At 31.2% G+C, this 16,327-nt stretch carries 15 protein-coding genes; 3 read left to right on the forward strand and 12 right to left on the reverse strand.

The features are described from left to right. Positions 1-10 precede the first annotated feature (10 nt). The 4 genes from asrB to OCU55_RS12400 all read right to left on the reverse strand — a co-directional run bounded on the left by asrB (position 11) and on the right by OCU55_RS12400 (position 3,048). Complete coding sequence (asrB, locus tag OCU55_RS12385) at positions 11-802, reverse strand: anaerobic sulfite reductase subunit AsrB (RefSeq protein ID WP_261852620.1); 792 nt, start codon at positions 800-802, stop codon at positions 11-13. Beyond that, complete coding sequence (gene asrA, locus OCU55_RS12390; protein ID WP_261852621.1) at positions 795-1,811, reverse strand: anaerobic sulfite reductase subunit AsrA; 1,017 nt, start codon at positions 1,809-1,811, stop codon at positions 795-797. Before asrA ends, asrB begins: the two co-directional genes overlap by 8 nt. An 11-nt stretch (positions 1,812-1,822) precedes the next feature. Next, the gene (locus OCU55_RS12395) at positions 1,823-2,590 is read right to left on the reverse strand and encodes a formate/nitrite transporter family protein (RefSeq protein ID WP_261852622.1); all 768 of its coding nucleotides are present in this window, start codon (positions 2,588-2,590) and stop codon (positions 1,823-1,825) included. A gap of 269 nt (positions 2,591-2,859) precedes the next feature. After that, a complete protein-coding gene (locus OCU55_RS12400) occupies positions 2,860-3,048 on the reverse strand; it encodes a hypothetical protein (RefSeq protein ID WP_261852623.1) in 189 nt (62 codons plus the stop codon). A 295-nt stretch (positions 3,049-3,343) separates the two neighbouring features. On the opposite strand from OCU55_RS12400, the gene OCU55_RS12405 reads away from it, so the two are divergent. Continuing rightward, complete coding sequence (locus tag OCU55_RS12405; protein ID WP_261852624.1) at positions 3,344-4,033, forward strand: Crp/Fnr family transcriptional regulator; 690 nt, start codon at positions 3,344-3,346, stop codon at positions 4,031-4,033. A 101-nt stretch (positions 4,034-4,134) separates the two neighbouring features. After that, entirely contained in the window at positions 4,135-4,368 is a 234-nt protein-coding gene (locus OCU55_RS12410; protein ID WP_261852625.1) for a hypothetical protein, read from the forward strand. A 235-nt stretch (positions 4,369-4,603) separates the two neighbouring features. Here OCU55_RS12410 and OCU55_RS12415 read toward each other — a convergent pair whose 3' ends face one another. From OCU55_RS12415 to OCU55_RS12450, 8 genes are all read right to left on the reverse strand, one after another. Next, on the reverse strand, positions 4,604-5,599 hold the full coding sequence (locus OCU55_RS12415; RefSeq protein ID WP_261852626.1) for an isocitrate dehydrogenase (NAD(+)): 996 nt from the start codon (positions 5,597-5,599) through the stop codon (positions 4,604-4,606). Between the two features lies 1 nt (position 5,600). Further along, the gene (locus OCU55_RS12420; protein WP_261852627.1) at positions 5,601-7,535 is read right to left on the reverse strand and encodes an aconitate hydratase; all 1,935 of its coding nucleotides are present in this window, start codon (positions 7,533-7,535) and stop codon (positions 5,601-5,603) included. Between the two features lie 120 nt (positions 7,536-7,655). Then, positions 7,656-8,801, reverse strand: a complete 1,146-nt coding sequence (gene nifV / locus OCU55_RS12425; protein WP_261852628.1) for a homocitrate synthase — start codon at positions 8,799-8,801, stop codon at positions 7,656-7,658. 302 nt (positions 8,802-9,103) lie between these two features. After that, complete coding sequence (locus OCU55_RS12430) at positions 9,104-10,348, reverse strand: helix-turn-helix domain-containing protein (RefSeq protein ID WP_261852629.1); 1,245 nt, start codon at positions 10,346-10,348, stop codon at positions 9,104-9,106. 21 nt (positions 10,349-10,369) lie between these two features. Next, the gene (locus OCU55_RS12435; protein WP_261852630.1) at positions 10,370-11,671 is read right to left on the reverse strand and encodes a helix-turn-helix transcriptional regulator; all 1,302 of its coding nucleotides are present in this window, start codon (positions 11,669-11,671) and stop codon (positions 10,370-10,372) included. Positions 11,672-12,131: 460 nt separating this feature from the next. Beyond that, a complete protein-coding gene (locus tag OCU55_RS12440; RefSeq protein ID WP_261852631.1) occupies positions 12,132-12,305 on the reverse strand; it encodes a hypothetical protein in 174 nt (57 codons plus the stop codon). A 102-nt stretch (positions 12,306-12,407) separates the two neighbouring features. Further along, positions 12,408-13,304, reverse strand: a complete 897-nt coding sequence (locus tag OCU55_RS12445; protein ID WP_261852632.1) for a ribonuclease H family protein — start codon at positions 13,302-13,304, stop codon at positions 12,408-12,410. A gap of 117 nt (positions 13,305-13,421) precedes the next feature. Beyond that, the gene (locus OCU55_RS12450) at positions 13,422-14,387 is read right to left on the reverse strand and encodes a YkvA family protein (RefSeq protein ID WP_261852633.1); all 966 of its coding nucleotides are present in this window, start codon (positions 14,385-14,387) and stop codon (positions 13,422-13,424) included. Between the two features lie 189 nt (positions 14,388-14,576). Here OCU55_RS12450 and OCU55_RS12455 point away from each other — a divergent pair, with 189 nt between their 5' ends. Further along, complete coding sequence (locus OCU55_RS12455; protein WP_261852634.1) at positions 14,577-16,325, forward strand: ATP-dependent metallopeptidase FtsH/Yme1/Tma family protein; 1,749 nt, start codon at positions 14,577-14,579, stop codon at positions 16,323-16,325. Positions 16,326-16,327: the final 2 nt, after the last annotated feature.

The raw sequence follows: 16,327 nt of genomic DNA on the forward strand, positions 1-16,327 counted from the left end.
TTACCTCCTTCTAATCTCTTAGAAGCTTTCCAACTGAATAATTAAATACAGGACCATCTAAACATACATAAGTGTCATCAATCTTACAATGTCCACATTTTCCAAGACCACAACACATCTTTCTTTCATGAGATATCCAGATCTTTTCTTCTTTAATTTCTCTCTTTAAGAATTCACCTACTGTAAATTTCATCATCATTGGAGGTCCAACTACTATAACTTCAACATTTTCCATATCATCAATCTGTAATTCAGGAATATACTTAGTAACTAGCCCTACCTTCCCTTCATAACCTTCTGGAGCAGTATCTACAGTTAATATATGATTTATATTTTCCTTCCAAACTTCCATATCATCTTTAAATAACATATCAGTAGGAGACTTAAATCCTGATATTAAAGTAAACTTCTTAGCTTCATTAGGGTTTTGTGAGAAGTAATCAACTATTCCCTTTACTGGTGAAAGACCTGTTCCACCTGCTACAACTATAACTTCTTTTCCTCTATAATTTTCTATATCAAAGCCATTACCATATGGTCCTCTTAAAAATAATTGTTGACCAACGTAGTAATTGAATATTTCTTCCGTAACTACCCCAACTCTTCTTATTGTAAGTTCTATATAGTCTTCGCCTATTCCACTTACTGATATAGGAGCTTCCCCGTACTTTGGAAGAGACACCTCAAAGAATTGTCCTGGTTTTACATCACCTTTAAATGAAAGCCTAAAAGTATATTCTATTTCTGTATGCTTTTTTATATCTAAAATCGTTGACTTTGATGGCATATATGGATTATTCATTTGCTTTCACCTCTTCCATTCCTTTTTCTAATTTATTTACGCAGTTTGAGAAGGATATATATTCTGGACAGATATCATCGCATCTACCACAACCAACACACATGTTATATCCCCACTTCTTCTTATAGTCATATACCTTATGAAGAACCTTAAATCTCATTCTTTGACCTTTATCTAATCTAAAGCCATGTCCCCCGGCCATGTTTGTATATCCATCTACATGACAAGAAGCCCAAACTCTTCTTCTTTCTCCAGCCTTTTTGTTGTCTTTGTAGAATACATCCTGCATTGTAAAGCATGTACATGTAGGGCATACAAAGTTACATCTCCCGCAAGCTATGCATCTAGCTGAGTATTCTTTCCACATAGATGAATTCATTACACTTAAATCTAAGTTTTCTGGTATGTTGACCTTTACTCCATTTTCAGTAACAAAATCAACTTCAACTTCTGCTTCTTCTCTTGAAAGATCTCCTAAGATAGCCTCAAGTTCAGCATCCTTAACATCAAAATAAACCATATCATCTTCAACTTTTATATAAGCTTGATGTTCATCAGTTTTGTTTGTTCCCATGCTTACACAGAAGCAGTTTTCAAAGCTTTCACTGCATCCTATAAGAACAAATTTTGTTCTCTCTCTAAGTACTTTGTAATATGGATCTTCGAAACCATTTCTTAAATATATATCATCAATTCTTTTTACAGAATGCATATCACAGCTTCTTAAGAATATTATTGCTCCTTTTTCCTCTTGCTTTGGCTCTATCCATTCATCTTCTGTAAAGTAGAACAAAGTTTGAGTAATTGGAAGTAATACTTCTTTATATGAAAAATCTGATTTTTTATCAAACACAACTTCATTTATATCACTTATTTCACCATATCTAACTACATCTGTATCTGAATAACTTCCCTTTCCTTCAAATACTTTTGGAGCAAATATCTTGTACTTTTCTGAAAGCTTTTCTAAATACTCGTTATAACTCTCTACAGTCATCTTAAATCCCATAATAGTACTCCTTATTTTTCTCTAGAAATTAAATAGTAAGGTATTGCCAATATTACAGCACCACCAACAATATTGCCTAAAGTTACAAATGTTAAATTATGAATAAATCCACTTAAGCTTATAGTAGCTTGATGTGGAACAAATAAACCTATTGCTAAAAGTGTCATATTTGCTATGCTATGCTCAAAACCAGCTGTTATAAATACAAATAAGCACCAAAAAATCATAACTAGCTTTCCTATTTCTTCTTTCATCTTGAAACTACACCAAACTGCTAGGCATACTAATACATTACATAAAATTCCTCTAACAAAAAGTTCTTGACTTGATAGATGCATCTTTGTGTTAGTTGCACTTACTATAAACTTTCCAACTGGTCCTGAAGCTAGTCCAGCAGAATAAAATAAGAAGGCTCCAAACACTGAACCTACAAGATTACCTATAAAACTTACAATCCAAACTAATATAACGTCTAACCATGAAACGGTTTTCTTTAGAGCACCGATTGTCATTACAAAGTTATTTCCTGTAAATAATTCTGATCCAGCAAAAATAACTAATGAAAGTGCTACACCAAAAGATGCTCCCATTGCTATCTTTGTAGCTGGCGAGTTTGCCGTTGATAGCAATCCACCTACAGTAAATATAAGCATTATACCTAATCCTACGTACAATCCTGCAAAAGCTGATGATAATAAATAACCAACCTTATTGTTTCTTAATAATTCACTTTTTCCTTTTGCTGCCTGAGCAACTTTGTTAATTTCTTCACTAAACATAATAAATCCCTCCCGTATACCCATAGTTTACTAAAAAAAATGAAAGTAGACTGTGATAAATATCACAGTCTACTGGAAAACTTAAAATTCATTAATTTAACGTATACTATAAAAAAAATCGCTGAAACGACTTTCTTCAGTGATTTTTTGCACATCTGCATTTAGGCCGTATACACATATTTATCCTCAACTTTATCTTTGATATAATTTTCTAAAGAATAAAAAAGAGCCCTTGAAAATCAAGGGTTCCTCTTAAATATCTATGTATACTAGCTTTCAGTATAGTTTGATAGTGTATCTTGTGTTACGTTTATTGCATTGTTAACAGCATCTAAAGATTTTTGGATCTTTTGTTTGTTTTGATCTTTTTCAACTGTGTTTAGCGCGTCTTGAAGATGTTGTTTGCAGTGATTTAACTCATCACAAGTTGTTTGTACATTTTGTCTTGCATTTGCCATTGGAATTCCCTCCTTTACATTTTATTGAGGCTTACCGTGAAAGATAATATATATTTTTTTAAAGCCTACTTTTGAACGATATTATTATGTGCAGTTAAAACCAAAAAAATTCTCCCTTAAATTTAAAAATAATTTTTACAATTATTTTCTTGTATAACTAATAACGCATTAAAGAAGTGATATCTTAATTTCAACACAGTGTTTAAACATAATCTAGATTTAAATTTATGTTATTGTGTATCTTTTATCTAAACTCTGATAAAATGAATTTATATTTTCTTTAAGAAGGGATAACATGACTGAATTTAACTTTGATCAAATTAAAAATTTAGAGGTATTTGCAGGCCTTGATGACGAGTTTCTATTAAGGCTTTATAATGTTGGAAAAATAAAAAAATTTGATAAAAACACCCATGTTTTTATGGATAAGGATATCGTTAACAATATATTTGTTGTCTTAAAAGGCAAGTTTTCTTTATATAAATTGAGTGAAAATGCTCAAAAGAAAGTTGTTTTTATCTTAGGAGAAGGAAAAATACTAAATGAAGTTATTTTAGATGACTTACCAGCCTCCATCTGCTGTGAGACCTTTGAAGAAGGTTATCTTCTGGTATATGATAAAAAAACTTTTATAGATCTTATGGAAGAAAACTTTACTTTCACTAAAAATGTTATAAACTCTTTAGCTAAAAAGGTTAGAAGACTTTATAGACAGATGAAAAATACTACTCCTATAAAGATAGAGAAAAAACTGGCAGCAAAACTTTGGAAACTTTCTAAAGATTATGGTGTTTTTCATCCTTTAGGAACTTTGATTAATCTTAACGTATCAGTCACATATCTTGCTGATATGTTTGGCAGTCAAAGAGAAACTATATCCAGAGCTTTAAAAAAATTGCAAGAATTAGATTTAATAATAGTTGAAAGCAAAAAAATCTTTATTCCTGATAGAGATAAACTTTCAAACTATTTTAAAGATATTTAATACAAATTTATTATCAGGTATAATTGACATAGGATAAAATTAAATATTCTTCAATTTGGAAAAAGTAATTCACTATAAATATAATTAAAGGAGATTAAATTATGAACGAGGGACAAGAAAGATTTTTAGGCTATATTCTAGAGAGAGCACAAGAAGACAAGGTCGAAGAAGCTAAGGCATTACTTGCTGGTAACTTCAAAAAGCAAGCAGAAGGAACTTTCACTGCTGAAGATGCAAAACAATTTGCTATAAAGATTATAACTTTCTTAAAGCCAGAAAAGGTAGAAGAAGTACAAGCAGTTATGAAGCAATTTGCTCAAAATTCTTCTCATTAATAGTACCAAATATTATTTATAATTTCAGAAATATTTTTTAGAAAATATTTTAAGTATTTCGTCACAGTAATTAAACATATCTTATATAAAAAAACTTGCTAACATTATCACACTGTCAGCAAGTTTTTTATATTATCTCAGTAATCCTTTAAGCATTGGTAAGCGTTAAATATGACCTTGATTATACATAACATGATATTTAACTCACCCTACTTTAATAGATCCTTTCATTCAATTATAAGTTTTCACAGATTGCTTCTGCAAATTCTGTGGTTGTAGCACTTCCATCTAAATCTCCTGTAAGAACCTTTCCTTCTAAGAACACCTTAGAGAGAGCAGCTTCAATCTTATCAGCATGCTTATATTCACCTATATGTCTAAGCATCATTATAGCAGATTGTATAAGCGCAGTTGGATTAGCTTTGTTTTGGCCAGCTATATCAGGAGCACTTCCGTGAACAGCTTCAAAAACTGCATAATCCTTCCCTATGTTTGCTCCAGGTATTATACCAAGTCCGCCAACAAGGCCAGCACATAAATCTGATAAAATATCTCCATATAAATTAGGCATAACCATAACATCATACTTTTGAGGATTTATTACTAAATTCATCGCTGCAGCATCTACTATTAAATCATTGAATTTAACTTCAGTATTGCCTTCTGCTACTTCTCTCGCAGTATTTAAGAACAAACCATCTGAAAGCTTCATTATATTTGCTTTATGAACTGCCGTTACTGTTGACCTATTATTGTCTTTAGCATACTTAAAAGCAAATTCCACAATTCTTTGAGATGCAGGTTTTGTTATAAGCTTTATGCTTTCAGCACCATAATCACCAATTTTGTGTTCAATACCAGCATAAAGATCTTCTGTATTTTCTCTAACTATAACTAAATCTATATCTGAATATCTTGATTCTATTCCTTTAAAGCTTTTAACTGGTCTAAGATTAACATAAAGATCAAGATTCTGCCTTAAAGTAACATTAACACTTTTAAAGCCTTTCCCTACAGGAGTCGTTATAGGTCCCTTTATTGCAATTTTATTTCTCTTAATAGCTTCAATAACATGATCCGGAAGTGGTGTTCCGTATTTCTCTATCTGAGCTTCTCCGGCTTGAACCTCTTCCCACTCTATTTCTACCCCTGATGCCTCTAGTACCATCTTCATAGCATTACTAACTTCAGGTCCTATTCCATCTCCAGGTATTAAGGTTATCTTATGCATTCTATATACCTTCTTTCATTAATTCCTTTGTATAGTTAAGTTTTCCACCACATAAAAGTATTTCTATTTCTCTTTGTGATAAATCAGCTATTACAGTAAAGCTATTTCCCTTAGTTTTATTTTCTACAACTAATTTGCCGTTGTGTATGTCTTTTTCTATATTGTTTATCGCCAAATCATCTAAAAGATCTAAAGTATCATAGTCCGCCTCATTTTCAAAGGTTAACGGTAATATACCACTGTTTATTAGGTTTGCTTTATGAATTCTTGCAAAGCTCTTTACTATTACGGCCTTTACTCCTAAATATAATGGTGCTAACGCAGCATGCTCTCTACTTGAACCTTGACCATAGTTATTACCACCAACTATAAATCCACCATTATATTCCTTAGCTCTTGCAGGGAAGTCAGCATCTACTGTATTAAAGCAGAAATCTGCAAGATAAGGTACATTAGATCTATATGGAAGTAGTTTTGAGTTTGAAGGCATTATATGGTCTGTTGTTATATTATCTGAAACCTTTAGAAGATTCTTTCCTTCTAAGCTATTATTTAAAGGAACTCCATTTGGAAATGGCTTTATATTAGGCCCTCTTACAACTTCAACCTCAGCTGATGTTTCAGCTGGTTTTAAGATCATAGAATCGTCTAATATAAATCTCTCAGGAAGATCTATATTTATATCAGCTTTCAATTGTCTTGGATCTGTAAGCACTCCTGCTATTGCACTTACAGCAGCAGTTTCTGGACTTACTAAATAAACCTTAGCTGTTAAAGTTCCACTTCTTCCATAGAAATTTCTGTTGAAGGTTCTTAGAGAAACTCCTTCTGTTCCAGGAGCCTGCCCCATACCTATACATGGTCCACAGGAATTTTCAAGGATTCTTGCACCTGCACTTATGATATCTCCTAAAGCTCCATTACGAGATATCATCTCCATAACTTGCCTTGAACCAGGCGCTATAACTAAAGAAACCTCCGGATGAACCTTATTACCTTTTAGTATCTTTGCCACCTTCATCAAGTCTTCATAGGAAGAATTTGTACAGCTTCCAATGGCAACCTGGTCAACTTTAATCTTACCTATAGTTCTTATTTCTTCGACATTATCAGGACTGTGAGGCTTTGCAGCAAGTGGCTCTAATTTTTCTAAATCTATAGTCACTTCTTCATCATAAACAGCATCTTCATCTGGTAGAAGTTCCTTCCACTGATTTTCCCTACCTTGAGCTTTAAAGTATTCAAAAGTTTTTTCATCACTTGGGAATATAGAAGTGGTTGCTCCAAGTTCAGCTCCCATGTTTGTAATAGTTGCTCTTTGAGGAACTGAAAGTGACTTAACGCCTTCTCCACCATACTCAAATACTCTGCCTACTCCGCCTTTTACTGTAAGTCTTCTTAAAACTTCAAGTATTACGTCCTTTGCTGAAACCATAGGCGATAACTTACCAATAAGGTTTATCTTACATACCTTTGGAGCGTTTATAAAATATGCTCCTCCACCCATAGCAACTGCTACGTCAAGGCCACCTGCACCTATAGCTATCATACCTACCCCACCAGCTGTAGGTGTATGACTGTCAGAACCAATTAAAGTATCTCCAGGAGTTGAAAATCTTTCTAGGAAAACTTGATGACATATTCCGTTACCTGGTTTTGAAAACAGTACTCCGTATTTTGCTGCAACAGTTTGTATATATTTATGATCATCAGCATTTTCGAAACCTTGTTGAAGCATATTATGATCAACAAATGCCACTGATCTTTTAGTTTTTACTCTATCAATCCCCATTGCTTCCAATTGAAGATAAGTCATAGTACCAGTAGAATCTTGAGTAAGTGTCTGATCTATCTTTATTCCAATTGGCTCACCTTGGATAAGCACTCCTTCAACTAAATGCTTTTCTAAAATTTTATATACTAAATTTAATCCCATGTTTATTCCTCCTTGTTTTCACTATTATTGATACACTACTTTTTATACCATTAGATTTTCAAAAATTCTTTTAATAATCTATTTAATTTTTCAATTCTTTACATGCTTAAGTAGCATATCTTACCTTTTTGAATAGTCCTTATATAACTGTACAAGTTCTTTATCAAAAAGGCTTCTTTTTAGTTTTACTGATAATTCTCTTACCATAACAAGAAGTTCATCAGCATCGTGTTGAGATAGCTCTATATCATATTCTTTGAATTTATTTACAATAGCAGCCTTACCTGAATGTTTTCCAATAACAATTTGTCTTTCTAAACCTACTTCTGAAGGTTCAAAAACTTCATAGTTTAGCGGATTCTTAAGTGCTCCATCTGCATGTATTCCTGATTCATGTGCAAACATATTGGACCCAACAATGGCTTTCCATGCAGGAAGTTCTCTTCCAGAAGCCTTAGATACATATTCCGAAGCTTCTTTAAACATCTTTGTATCAACATTCACATCATAGCCATAAACATGTTTTAATGCCATCAATACTTCTTCCAGAGCTGCATTTCCAGCCCTTTCGCCTAAACCATTTACAGTAACACCTAAATGAGTAGCACCACCAGCAAGTCCTGCTAATGCATTTGCTGTTGCCATACCAAAGTCATTGTGAGTGTGCATTTCTATATCAAAATTTGTGTTATTTCTTAAAAAAGTTATCTCTTGTTGTATCTTGGCAGGATGCATTATGCCTACAGTATCACAATATCTAAATCTGTCTGCTCCTGCTTTTTTTGCTGCATTTATAAACTGCACTAAGAATTCATTATCAGCTCTTGAAGCATCTTCTCCATTAACTGAAACATAAAGTCCGTTTTTCTTAGCGAACTCAACTGCCTTAAGCATATTTTCAATAACCCATTCTCTAGAAGTCTGTAGTTTGTGCTGTATATGGATATCAGAAACTGATATAGAAATAGCTACTGCATCTACCCCACAATCTATTGATTGCTCAATATCGCTTATGACAGCTCTATTCCATGCCATTATACTTGACTTAAGTCCTTTTTTAACAATGGCTTTTATAGCCTGCTTTTCATCTCCACCCATAGTTGGTATACCAACCTCAAGTTGATCCACCCCTAGATCACTTAACATCTCCGCTATGGATATTTTTTCATGATTTGCAAATACAACACCAGCAGTTTGTTCACCATCTCTTAAAGTTGTGTCTACAATATAAATTTTCTTGCCTGTCTCTTTTTCAAAAACAGCCATTTAGAACCCCCCTTTCATAATCGCAAAACAAAATCAAAATAATTACATCTATACATAAATTATTATCTATCATTTTCATTTATATTTTTTTATGTATAGTTGTATACAATAATTATTATAAATCATTCTATCATATTTTTTCCAATAATACTATACTATTTATATTAAATTCACAATTAATTTATTAATTTTTCATATTATAAATGTAAACGTTGATTTATTATCACCAAACACAAAAATTTCTTACCAATATAATAAATTAATTTTTAATTAAAAGGCAAAAAAGAAGCTTTAACATAATGTTAAAGCTTCTTTTCCATATTCATAGCAAGTGTAAAATATTTTATTGCCTCTCTTACCTCGCCTATCTCATGATACATATTTGCCATCTCAATGTATCTGCTATATCTTTGTGAGTAATTTCCAAACTTCATTAAAGAATCTATAGAAAGATTCATATACATCTCCGATTGTTCATATAATCCTTTTTTCTGAAAAACAAATGCTTTTAAATAATAAGATCTTTCAATTAATCTTACATTATCGCATCCTATAGCTATATTTAAAGCTTCAGATGCCATTTCATCAGCAATTTCAAGCTCACCATTTTCAATATAAATAGTAATAGCTTTGTTTAATAATTCACAGTAAAAATCCTTATTTTCTTTAGGTAGCATGTCCATAGCTTCTCGAACTTCTTTTATGCCATTTTTCCTATCATCAATCTTAAAATAAGATTCTCCATAAAAAATCTTAGCTTTAACTAAATCCTTAGGGCTTTCCTTAAGAAAATCTGAGGCCATATTTATGTATTTGCTACTTTCTAAGTTATTGAACCTTATAAGCAGACCTCCATATAAGCTTAAAATCTTTCCTTTAATTATTACATCTTCTATCTTCTCATGCTTTTTCATATAATCCTTTAGTAGATTATATGCTAAATCATCTTTTTTTAATTTTAGATAGCATTCTGCCTCAGAATAAATTATATCGGCAACAAAATCTTGTTTTATAACTTGACGGCTTATTCTTAATTTGCTGTAATAAGCTAGCGCTTCATTATATTCTTTATTATTAAAAAAGTATTTTGCCATATCTTTATAAAATATATATGTTACATCAGTTAACTTTTGAGCTACCTCATAATATTCGTTCATCATATCTTGTATTTTTTTATACTTCAGCTCTTCTAAATAATACGTAAAAAGAAGATGCATAAACTCAAAAGCTAATTCTGAATATTTATAATATGTAGAATAGCTAACACATAACTTTAGTTCTTCTTCATAATTATCATTTTTTAAGCCTTGTTTTATCAATTTAAGATTACTTTCTAATTGATCTTTAACATCTTCATTTAAATAATTTATATCTAAATCCAGCTTCTTTGCCACAATCTCTAAAATCCAAGGCTCAGCCTTAACTTTTCCATTCTCTATGCAACTCATCTTAGAAATAGATATATTTTCATCACATAACTCTTTTAACGTTATTCCCTTATATATTCTAGCCCTTTTTATCTTTTCACCAGTTGATAAAATCTCCATTCCCCTCACCTATCAAAAAAACTAATTTCTAATTATACCTAATTTTTTAAAGATTCCTACGCCTTCATCTAAAAATCTAGCTGCTTCAGTATCTTTCTTTTGATCTAAGTAGAATTTACCGAGCATTACAGCAATCTCTCCTGCTTTTTTCAAGTTTTCACTATCTTGTGATACCTTAAAGGTATCTAACAACACTGATTCAGCTTCTAAATAGCTTTCTTTTATCATTAATACTCTGAATTTAATCAACATAAATTCAATAATATTTGAATAGTTACTTGGATCTAGATGATCTTCAATATCTTTCATAACAGATGTGCAGCTCGCAATATCCTTTAGCTTAATATAATTCTCACAAATATTGATTAAGGTCTCTGGTAATCTACTATCCCTATTTTTCTCCCTTAGCTCTTTTGCTATCTCATAATGCTTAAAGGATTCTTCTATGTTTTCAAACTGATAGAAAAGTCTACCTAAATTATTTTCTATGTAAGAAATATTCTCCAAATCCTGTAAGGTTTTATAAACCTCTAAAGTTTTCTTAGAGTATTTTATAGCATTAGCTAAATCGCCATTTTTATTATATTCTTCAGATATTAGTAATAGTGTTTTTGCATATTTCTTTTGATCATATATTTGTTCAAATTTTTGTTTAGCAAGGAATGCATAGTTCATTGAATTTTTAACATCTTCTAGCTTAAAATACGTCTTCGAAATAGTAAAATATATCTCTCCAAGCAAGAAGTCATCGCCAATGCTTCTATCTATATATAGTTTCTCTGCTTGTTTAAGGTATGATGTAGCAGAATGGTAAGCTTTTAGTTCAAGGGTTATCTTACCTAAATACAAGAAAGTTTGTACCATTTCCTCAAAATTATTGTTTTTTATAAAAATAACATTTGCTGAAAGAAAAAACTGTTGTGCTGAAACATTTTCTCCTTTTGCCATATAAATTTTAGCTCTCAAATATAGATTTCTAGCCTTTCTATATTCAAGGTTATACTTCTCTGCATAGTAAAGTGAATTCTCAATATACCTTTCTGCGGTAATTGTATCATTGTCTAATATATATGATTCTGCCACTTGCTCAAAATAAGTACATATATTTTCTGCTTGAGTTTCTTCTGATTCCATTAAATATTCTACTGAAGTTTTTAATGTTGCAGCAAGATATTCAAGTAAATCCATAGATGGATTTGATCTTCCTGACTCAACAAGACTTATCTGACCTGGTGTTATTCTATCACCGGCTAAATCCTTTAAAGTCATATCCAATTCTTTTCTTCTTCTTTTTATTTTTTCCCCTAGTGAAAGAATCTCCATACACACTCTTCCTTTTTCCTTAATTATGTAATTTTTTTAAAATTAAAATTATAACTTATTATATCACATAATTCAGCTAATAAAATCAAAACATTACAAACTTCTTCTAATTTTTATTTTATTCTCTACCTTTTCTAAAAATTTTTGTAATATTATATACTTTTATCATTGGTTTTTAATTATTGTAATAACTTTCTTGAAAACTTGTGGTTACTTTGCTACTTAACTTATATTAATTATTCTTATAAGATTTAAACTTAAAACATATTTTTTATACATAAGCTACTTCATATTAGAACTTACCAAATAAAGATTCGTAGAATCACCAAAATCTTTATTTGAAGTTTAATGATTGAAGTAGTATGTCAATTTAGAGGAATCATCTATAAACAATAACTTATTGCTCTATATAAAAGTTATTGTAAAATAAAAATACTCGAGGAATAATCCTCGAGTATTTTTATTTGAATAAGCCCATCATTCCGTCTGCTCTATCTTCAGCAAGATTCATAACCATTTTCCCTGCTCTTTTTAGAGATTTTTGTGTTTTTCTATCTAGTTGAGGCATTATCATCATTCCAAATGCTGCTCCAACTATTGCTCCAGTAGTTACACCACTCATAAATCTTCCCATAGTTTTGCACCTCTTTTTAATAAATTTTCATTTATATCTTGTGCATTTATTTTAAAATTATAAGCTCCAATTTATACCTATAAAAACTACTACTTTAATACGCTAAACTTTATTAAAATACTTTACATAAATATTTTTTGCGTACTCTAAAATCTCATTACGTTTGTTTTCCGGAAGTGCTTCTAGTATGTCATTAATTGAATCTGGTATCTTTATATCAAAAATATTTTGTTCTAAGTTTTCCTCTTCAATTAAAATATTATCTGCATACTTGGGCGCAACTTTTTCTATTTCATATTTTACATTACTATTTAGGACTCTTAATTTGTTGTTTGATAACCACTTTTCAACTACTTTTTCAGAATCTATCCCTAATTGTTCCTTACATTTTTCATCTACTAATTCATTAAAAAAATCTCCTGTATGACTATCAACTTTAACGAATATAACTTCTATACCATCGTTCATCAATTTGTTCATCTTTTCATAATATTGCTTTGATGATTCATCTTTTCTCTCCCAAAATCCAGTTGCATGATAGCAAATCCCTGCATAGTCATGGAAAAGAACTAACTTTTTTTCCCCTGAAAGTAAAGCATATTCTGTGGCTTTTACTGCTGCTTCTAACTCACCAGCTATTTGTCTTATATTTTTTTCCGAATTATTTTTACCTACTCCACTACCTATGTATTGAACCACATCATTTCTGACAGCTACCACCCCGTAAGCATATTCCTCTGTGCTCACATTGTAGCTGCCATCAACATATGCATGAAGGCAGTCTAATGGATAATTATCTTCACCTTTTTTTAGTATATTACCTTGTTCCTTTAAAAAGGCTTGAGCCTCTTCTATGCTTTCGAAACTCTTATATTTTGCTCCCTTTACACCCTTAACCAGCTTTAAACACTGATCCCAAGTATTCACTATTAAATCTTGAACTTTTTCATTCTTATTAGAATCAAAACCTTCTTTGATCGCATATACCTTTTTACCCATATGTAACCTCGCTTTTTTTGTTTTAGGATTTCTATGCTGAAATTTAATAAATAATTGTTAGAAAATCTTAAAATACAAAAGTTTTCTAATATATAAGTAGCTAATAAAGTTATACTATTAAACCTCTACTAGTTGATTAATTGCACTATAAACTTTCTCTATATTTTTAGCAGCCGTATATCTAGTTAAGTACTCAGCAGAACTTCTAAGTACATCTATAAATTCATTTTTACCTTGCCAGTTTTCTAGAATGATTTCTAGCGGAACGTCTTCTACTATTCTATTGATAGCAAAAAATACTGCTCCTAAATCATCAATGCCCCCAACAAAAGGTATCTTATCAGGTAAGATATCAAAAGGTAAAGTTATATACGCCATAGAAGATATTAGCACAACCTTAGTCTTTTTAGCTACCCTTTTATCTTTCAATAACCTATATACTAAAGCAATTATATCAGGTATTATAAATAAATAATCTGAATATTTCTTTAACCTCTTTGGTATCTTCTCTGCCACTTTTTCTCTCTTATCAGAGTAGCCATCCTTAACCTTTTGAACATTAATTAACGCTACTTCCTCCTTTGGTACTTCTTCCTCTATTTTTTCTGTAATTGCTTCAGGCACTTCACCTATTCTTTTTAAATCGATAGTAGCAGAATCTATATCAGCTAATATAAAACCTTCTTTCAAACAAAGGTTTCCCACGTTCAAATTCAGAAAAGGCACTAGTCTTAATATACTATTTATATCAATTTTAATTATATCTTTTTCGGTGGATATTCCAATGTGCTTAAAATTCTTCAAGCTTAGTTTCAAGGCAAAATTTTTTATAAATTTAAAAATTCCAACCTTCATTATCTTCACTCGTGATATATTCAGTGTAAGTATATTATTATGTATGCTTATAATCTCTACTTGCCCTTTAAATTTTATGTTTACTAACTTCTTAAAGTTTCCCTCTACTTCTATAGTATCCCAAACTTTTATATTCTCAAAACTTAAACCATCAACTTTTACAAAATCATTTAAAATAGACATGATATCTTGTCCACTCAGTCTAGCTGTGACTTGAGAAACATGCATATGCTCTCCCCCTCTTAACCTATATTCGTATAAATACATTCATCTATTGAGTATACATTATTTGCTATATTTTTTAAAGCCATTTTACCCATAACTTACATTGGCAAAACTTATGATTTTGATTAGACAGTTACATTTAAAAACGTATAATTTAAATTATGATAAATGTTTTAAAGTAGGGGGATGCAAATGAATAAATTAAAAAACAAGATGATTATTGTTCCTATATTAACTGCAATAATGTCTTTATCCGCGTTAATATTCTATACCTATTATCTACCTACTACAAAGGTAGAAAAAAACTATTCCGAATTTATAAAAGATTTGGACTCAAATGTAATATCGAATGTACAAATTAATGATTCTTCTAAATTGACTGTATACCTCAAAACTGGTGAAAGCTATATTGTTGAGAATCCAGACAGCCCAAATTTAAAAGAAAACCTACTTACAAAAGGAGTTAAAGTTAAAAGCTCTGCAGCAGCTCCAATACAAAAAACTATTCCTTCAGTTATATTGACTATATCAGTTTTCTCTATAATCTATATGGCAGTTTATAGTGGACGTGCATCAAATTCTTCCATGACTGTAGTTGATGGCACTGATGTAAAAGACAGCGAAAAGAAGGGATTCAATTTTGAATCTATGGCAGGAAATGAAGAAGCTAAGGAAAGTGTCCAAGATATAGTTGATTTTCTTAAGAATCCTGAAAAGTATAAAAAGTATGGTGCTAGATTACCTAAGGGAATAATACTTTATGGTGAACCAGGTACAGGAAAGACTTTACTTGCTAAAGCTGTTGCAGGTGAAGCTGGAGTTCCTTTCTATGCAGTAAGTGGTTCTGATTTCGTACAGATGTATGTAGGTGTAGGTGCTGCTAGAATAAGAAGTTTGTTTAAGAAAGCTAGAGCCAACGGAAAAGCTGTAATTTTTATAGACGAAATTGATGCAATCGGAAAAAGAAGAGATGGGGGGAAGACATCAGGCGGAAATGATGAACGCGACCAGACTCTTAATGCTCTTCTAACAGAAATGTCTGGCTTTGGTGAACAGGAAGGCATAGTTATTATGGCAGCAACAAATAGATTAGATATATTAGACTCTGCATTATTAAGACCAGGTAGATTTGATAGACACGTTGAGGTAATATTACCTGACGTAAATGCAAGAGAAAAAATTCTTAATCTCTATTTTAAAAATAAACCTATTAACAACATTGATGTTAGAGATTGGGCAAATAAGACAACTTATTTCTCTGGAGCTAAACTAGAAAGTTTAGTAAATGAAGCTGCTATATTAGCTGCTAAGGAAGATTCTACCTATATAACTGAAGAACATATGGATAAAGCTTTCTCTATAGTAATTGCTGGTCATGAAAAAAATGATAGAAGCTCAATAAGAGATATCGATAGAAAGATAACTGCTTATCACGAATCAGGACATGCTATAGTTTCACTTATCAAACTTCCTGAGGAAAAGATTTCTAAAGTTACTATAATTCCTACGACTAAAGGAGCTGGAGGATATACCCTTACAATACCGGAAGATTCAGCCTATAAAACTTATAGTTATTTAAGAAAAAGAATCATGGTATTACTTGGTGGAAGAGCTGCTGAGGAAATTATCTTTGGTAGTGAAAACATAACTACAGGAGCTTATAGTGATATAAGTCATTCAACAAGTCTTGCTAAAGACATGATATCAGAGTATGGAATGGGTAAAAATCTCGGATTACTGAAAATATCAAGTTTAGGTGATTTATCAAATTCTTGTGGAACCTCAGTTATAGAAGAATGTAAAGCTATGATAGATGAATTATATGATGAGACAAAGGAACTTCTACTTGCAAATCTTGATAAACTTCATAGTATGTCTCAGCATCTTCTTAGCGATGAAACTCTCTATACAGAAGACCTTCATCGTGAAATGTCTAATTAATA

It is taken from the genome of Clostridium folliculivorans (assembly GCF_024341905.1).
GTDB lineage: Bacteria > Bacillota > Clostridia > Clostridiales > Clostridiaceae > Clostridium_AR > Clostridium_AR folliculivorans.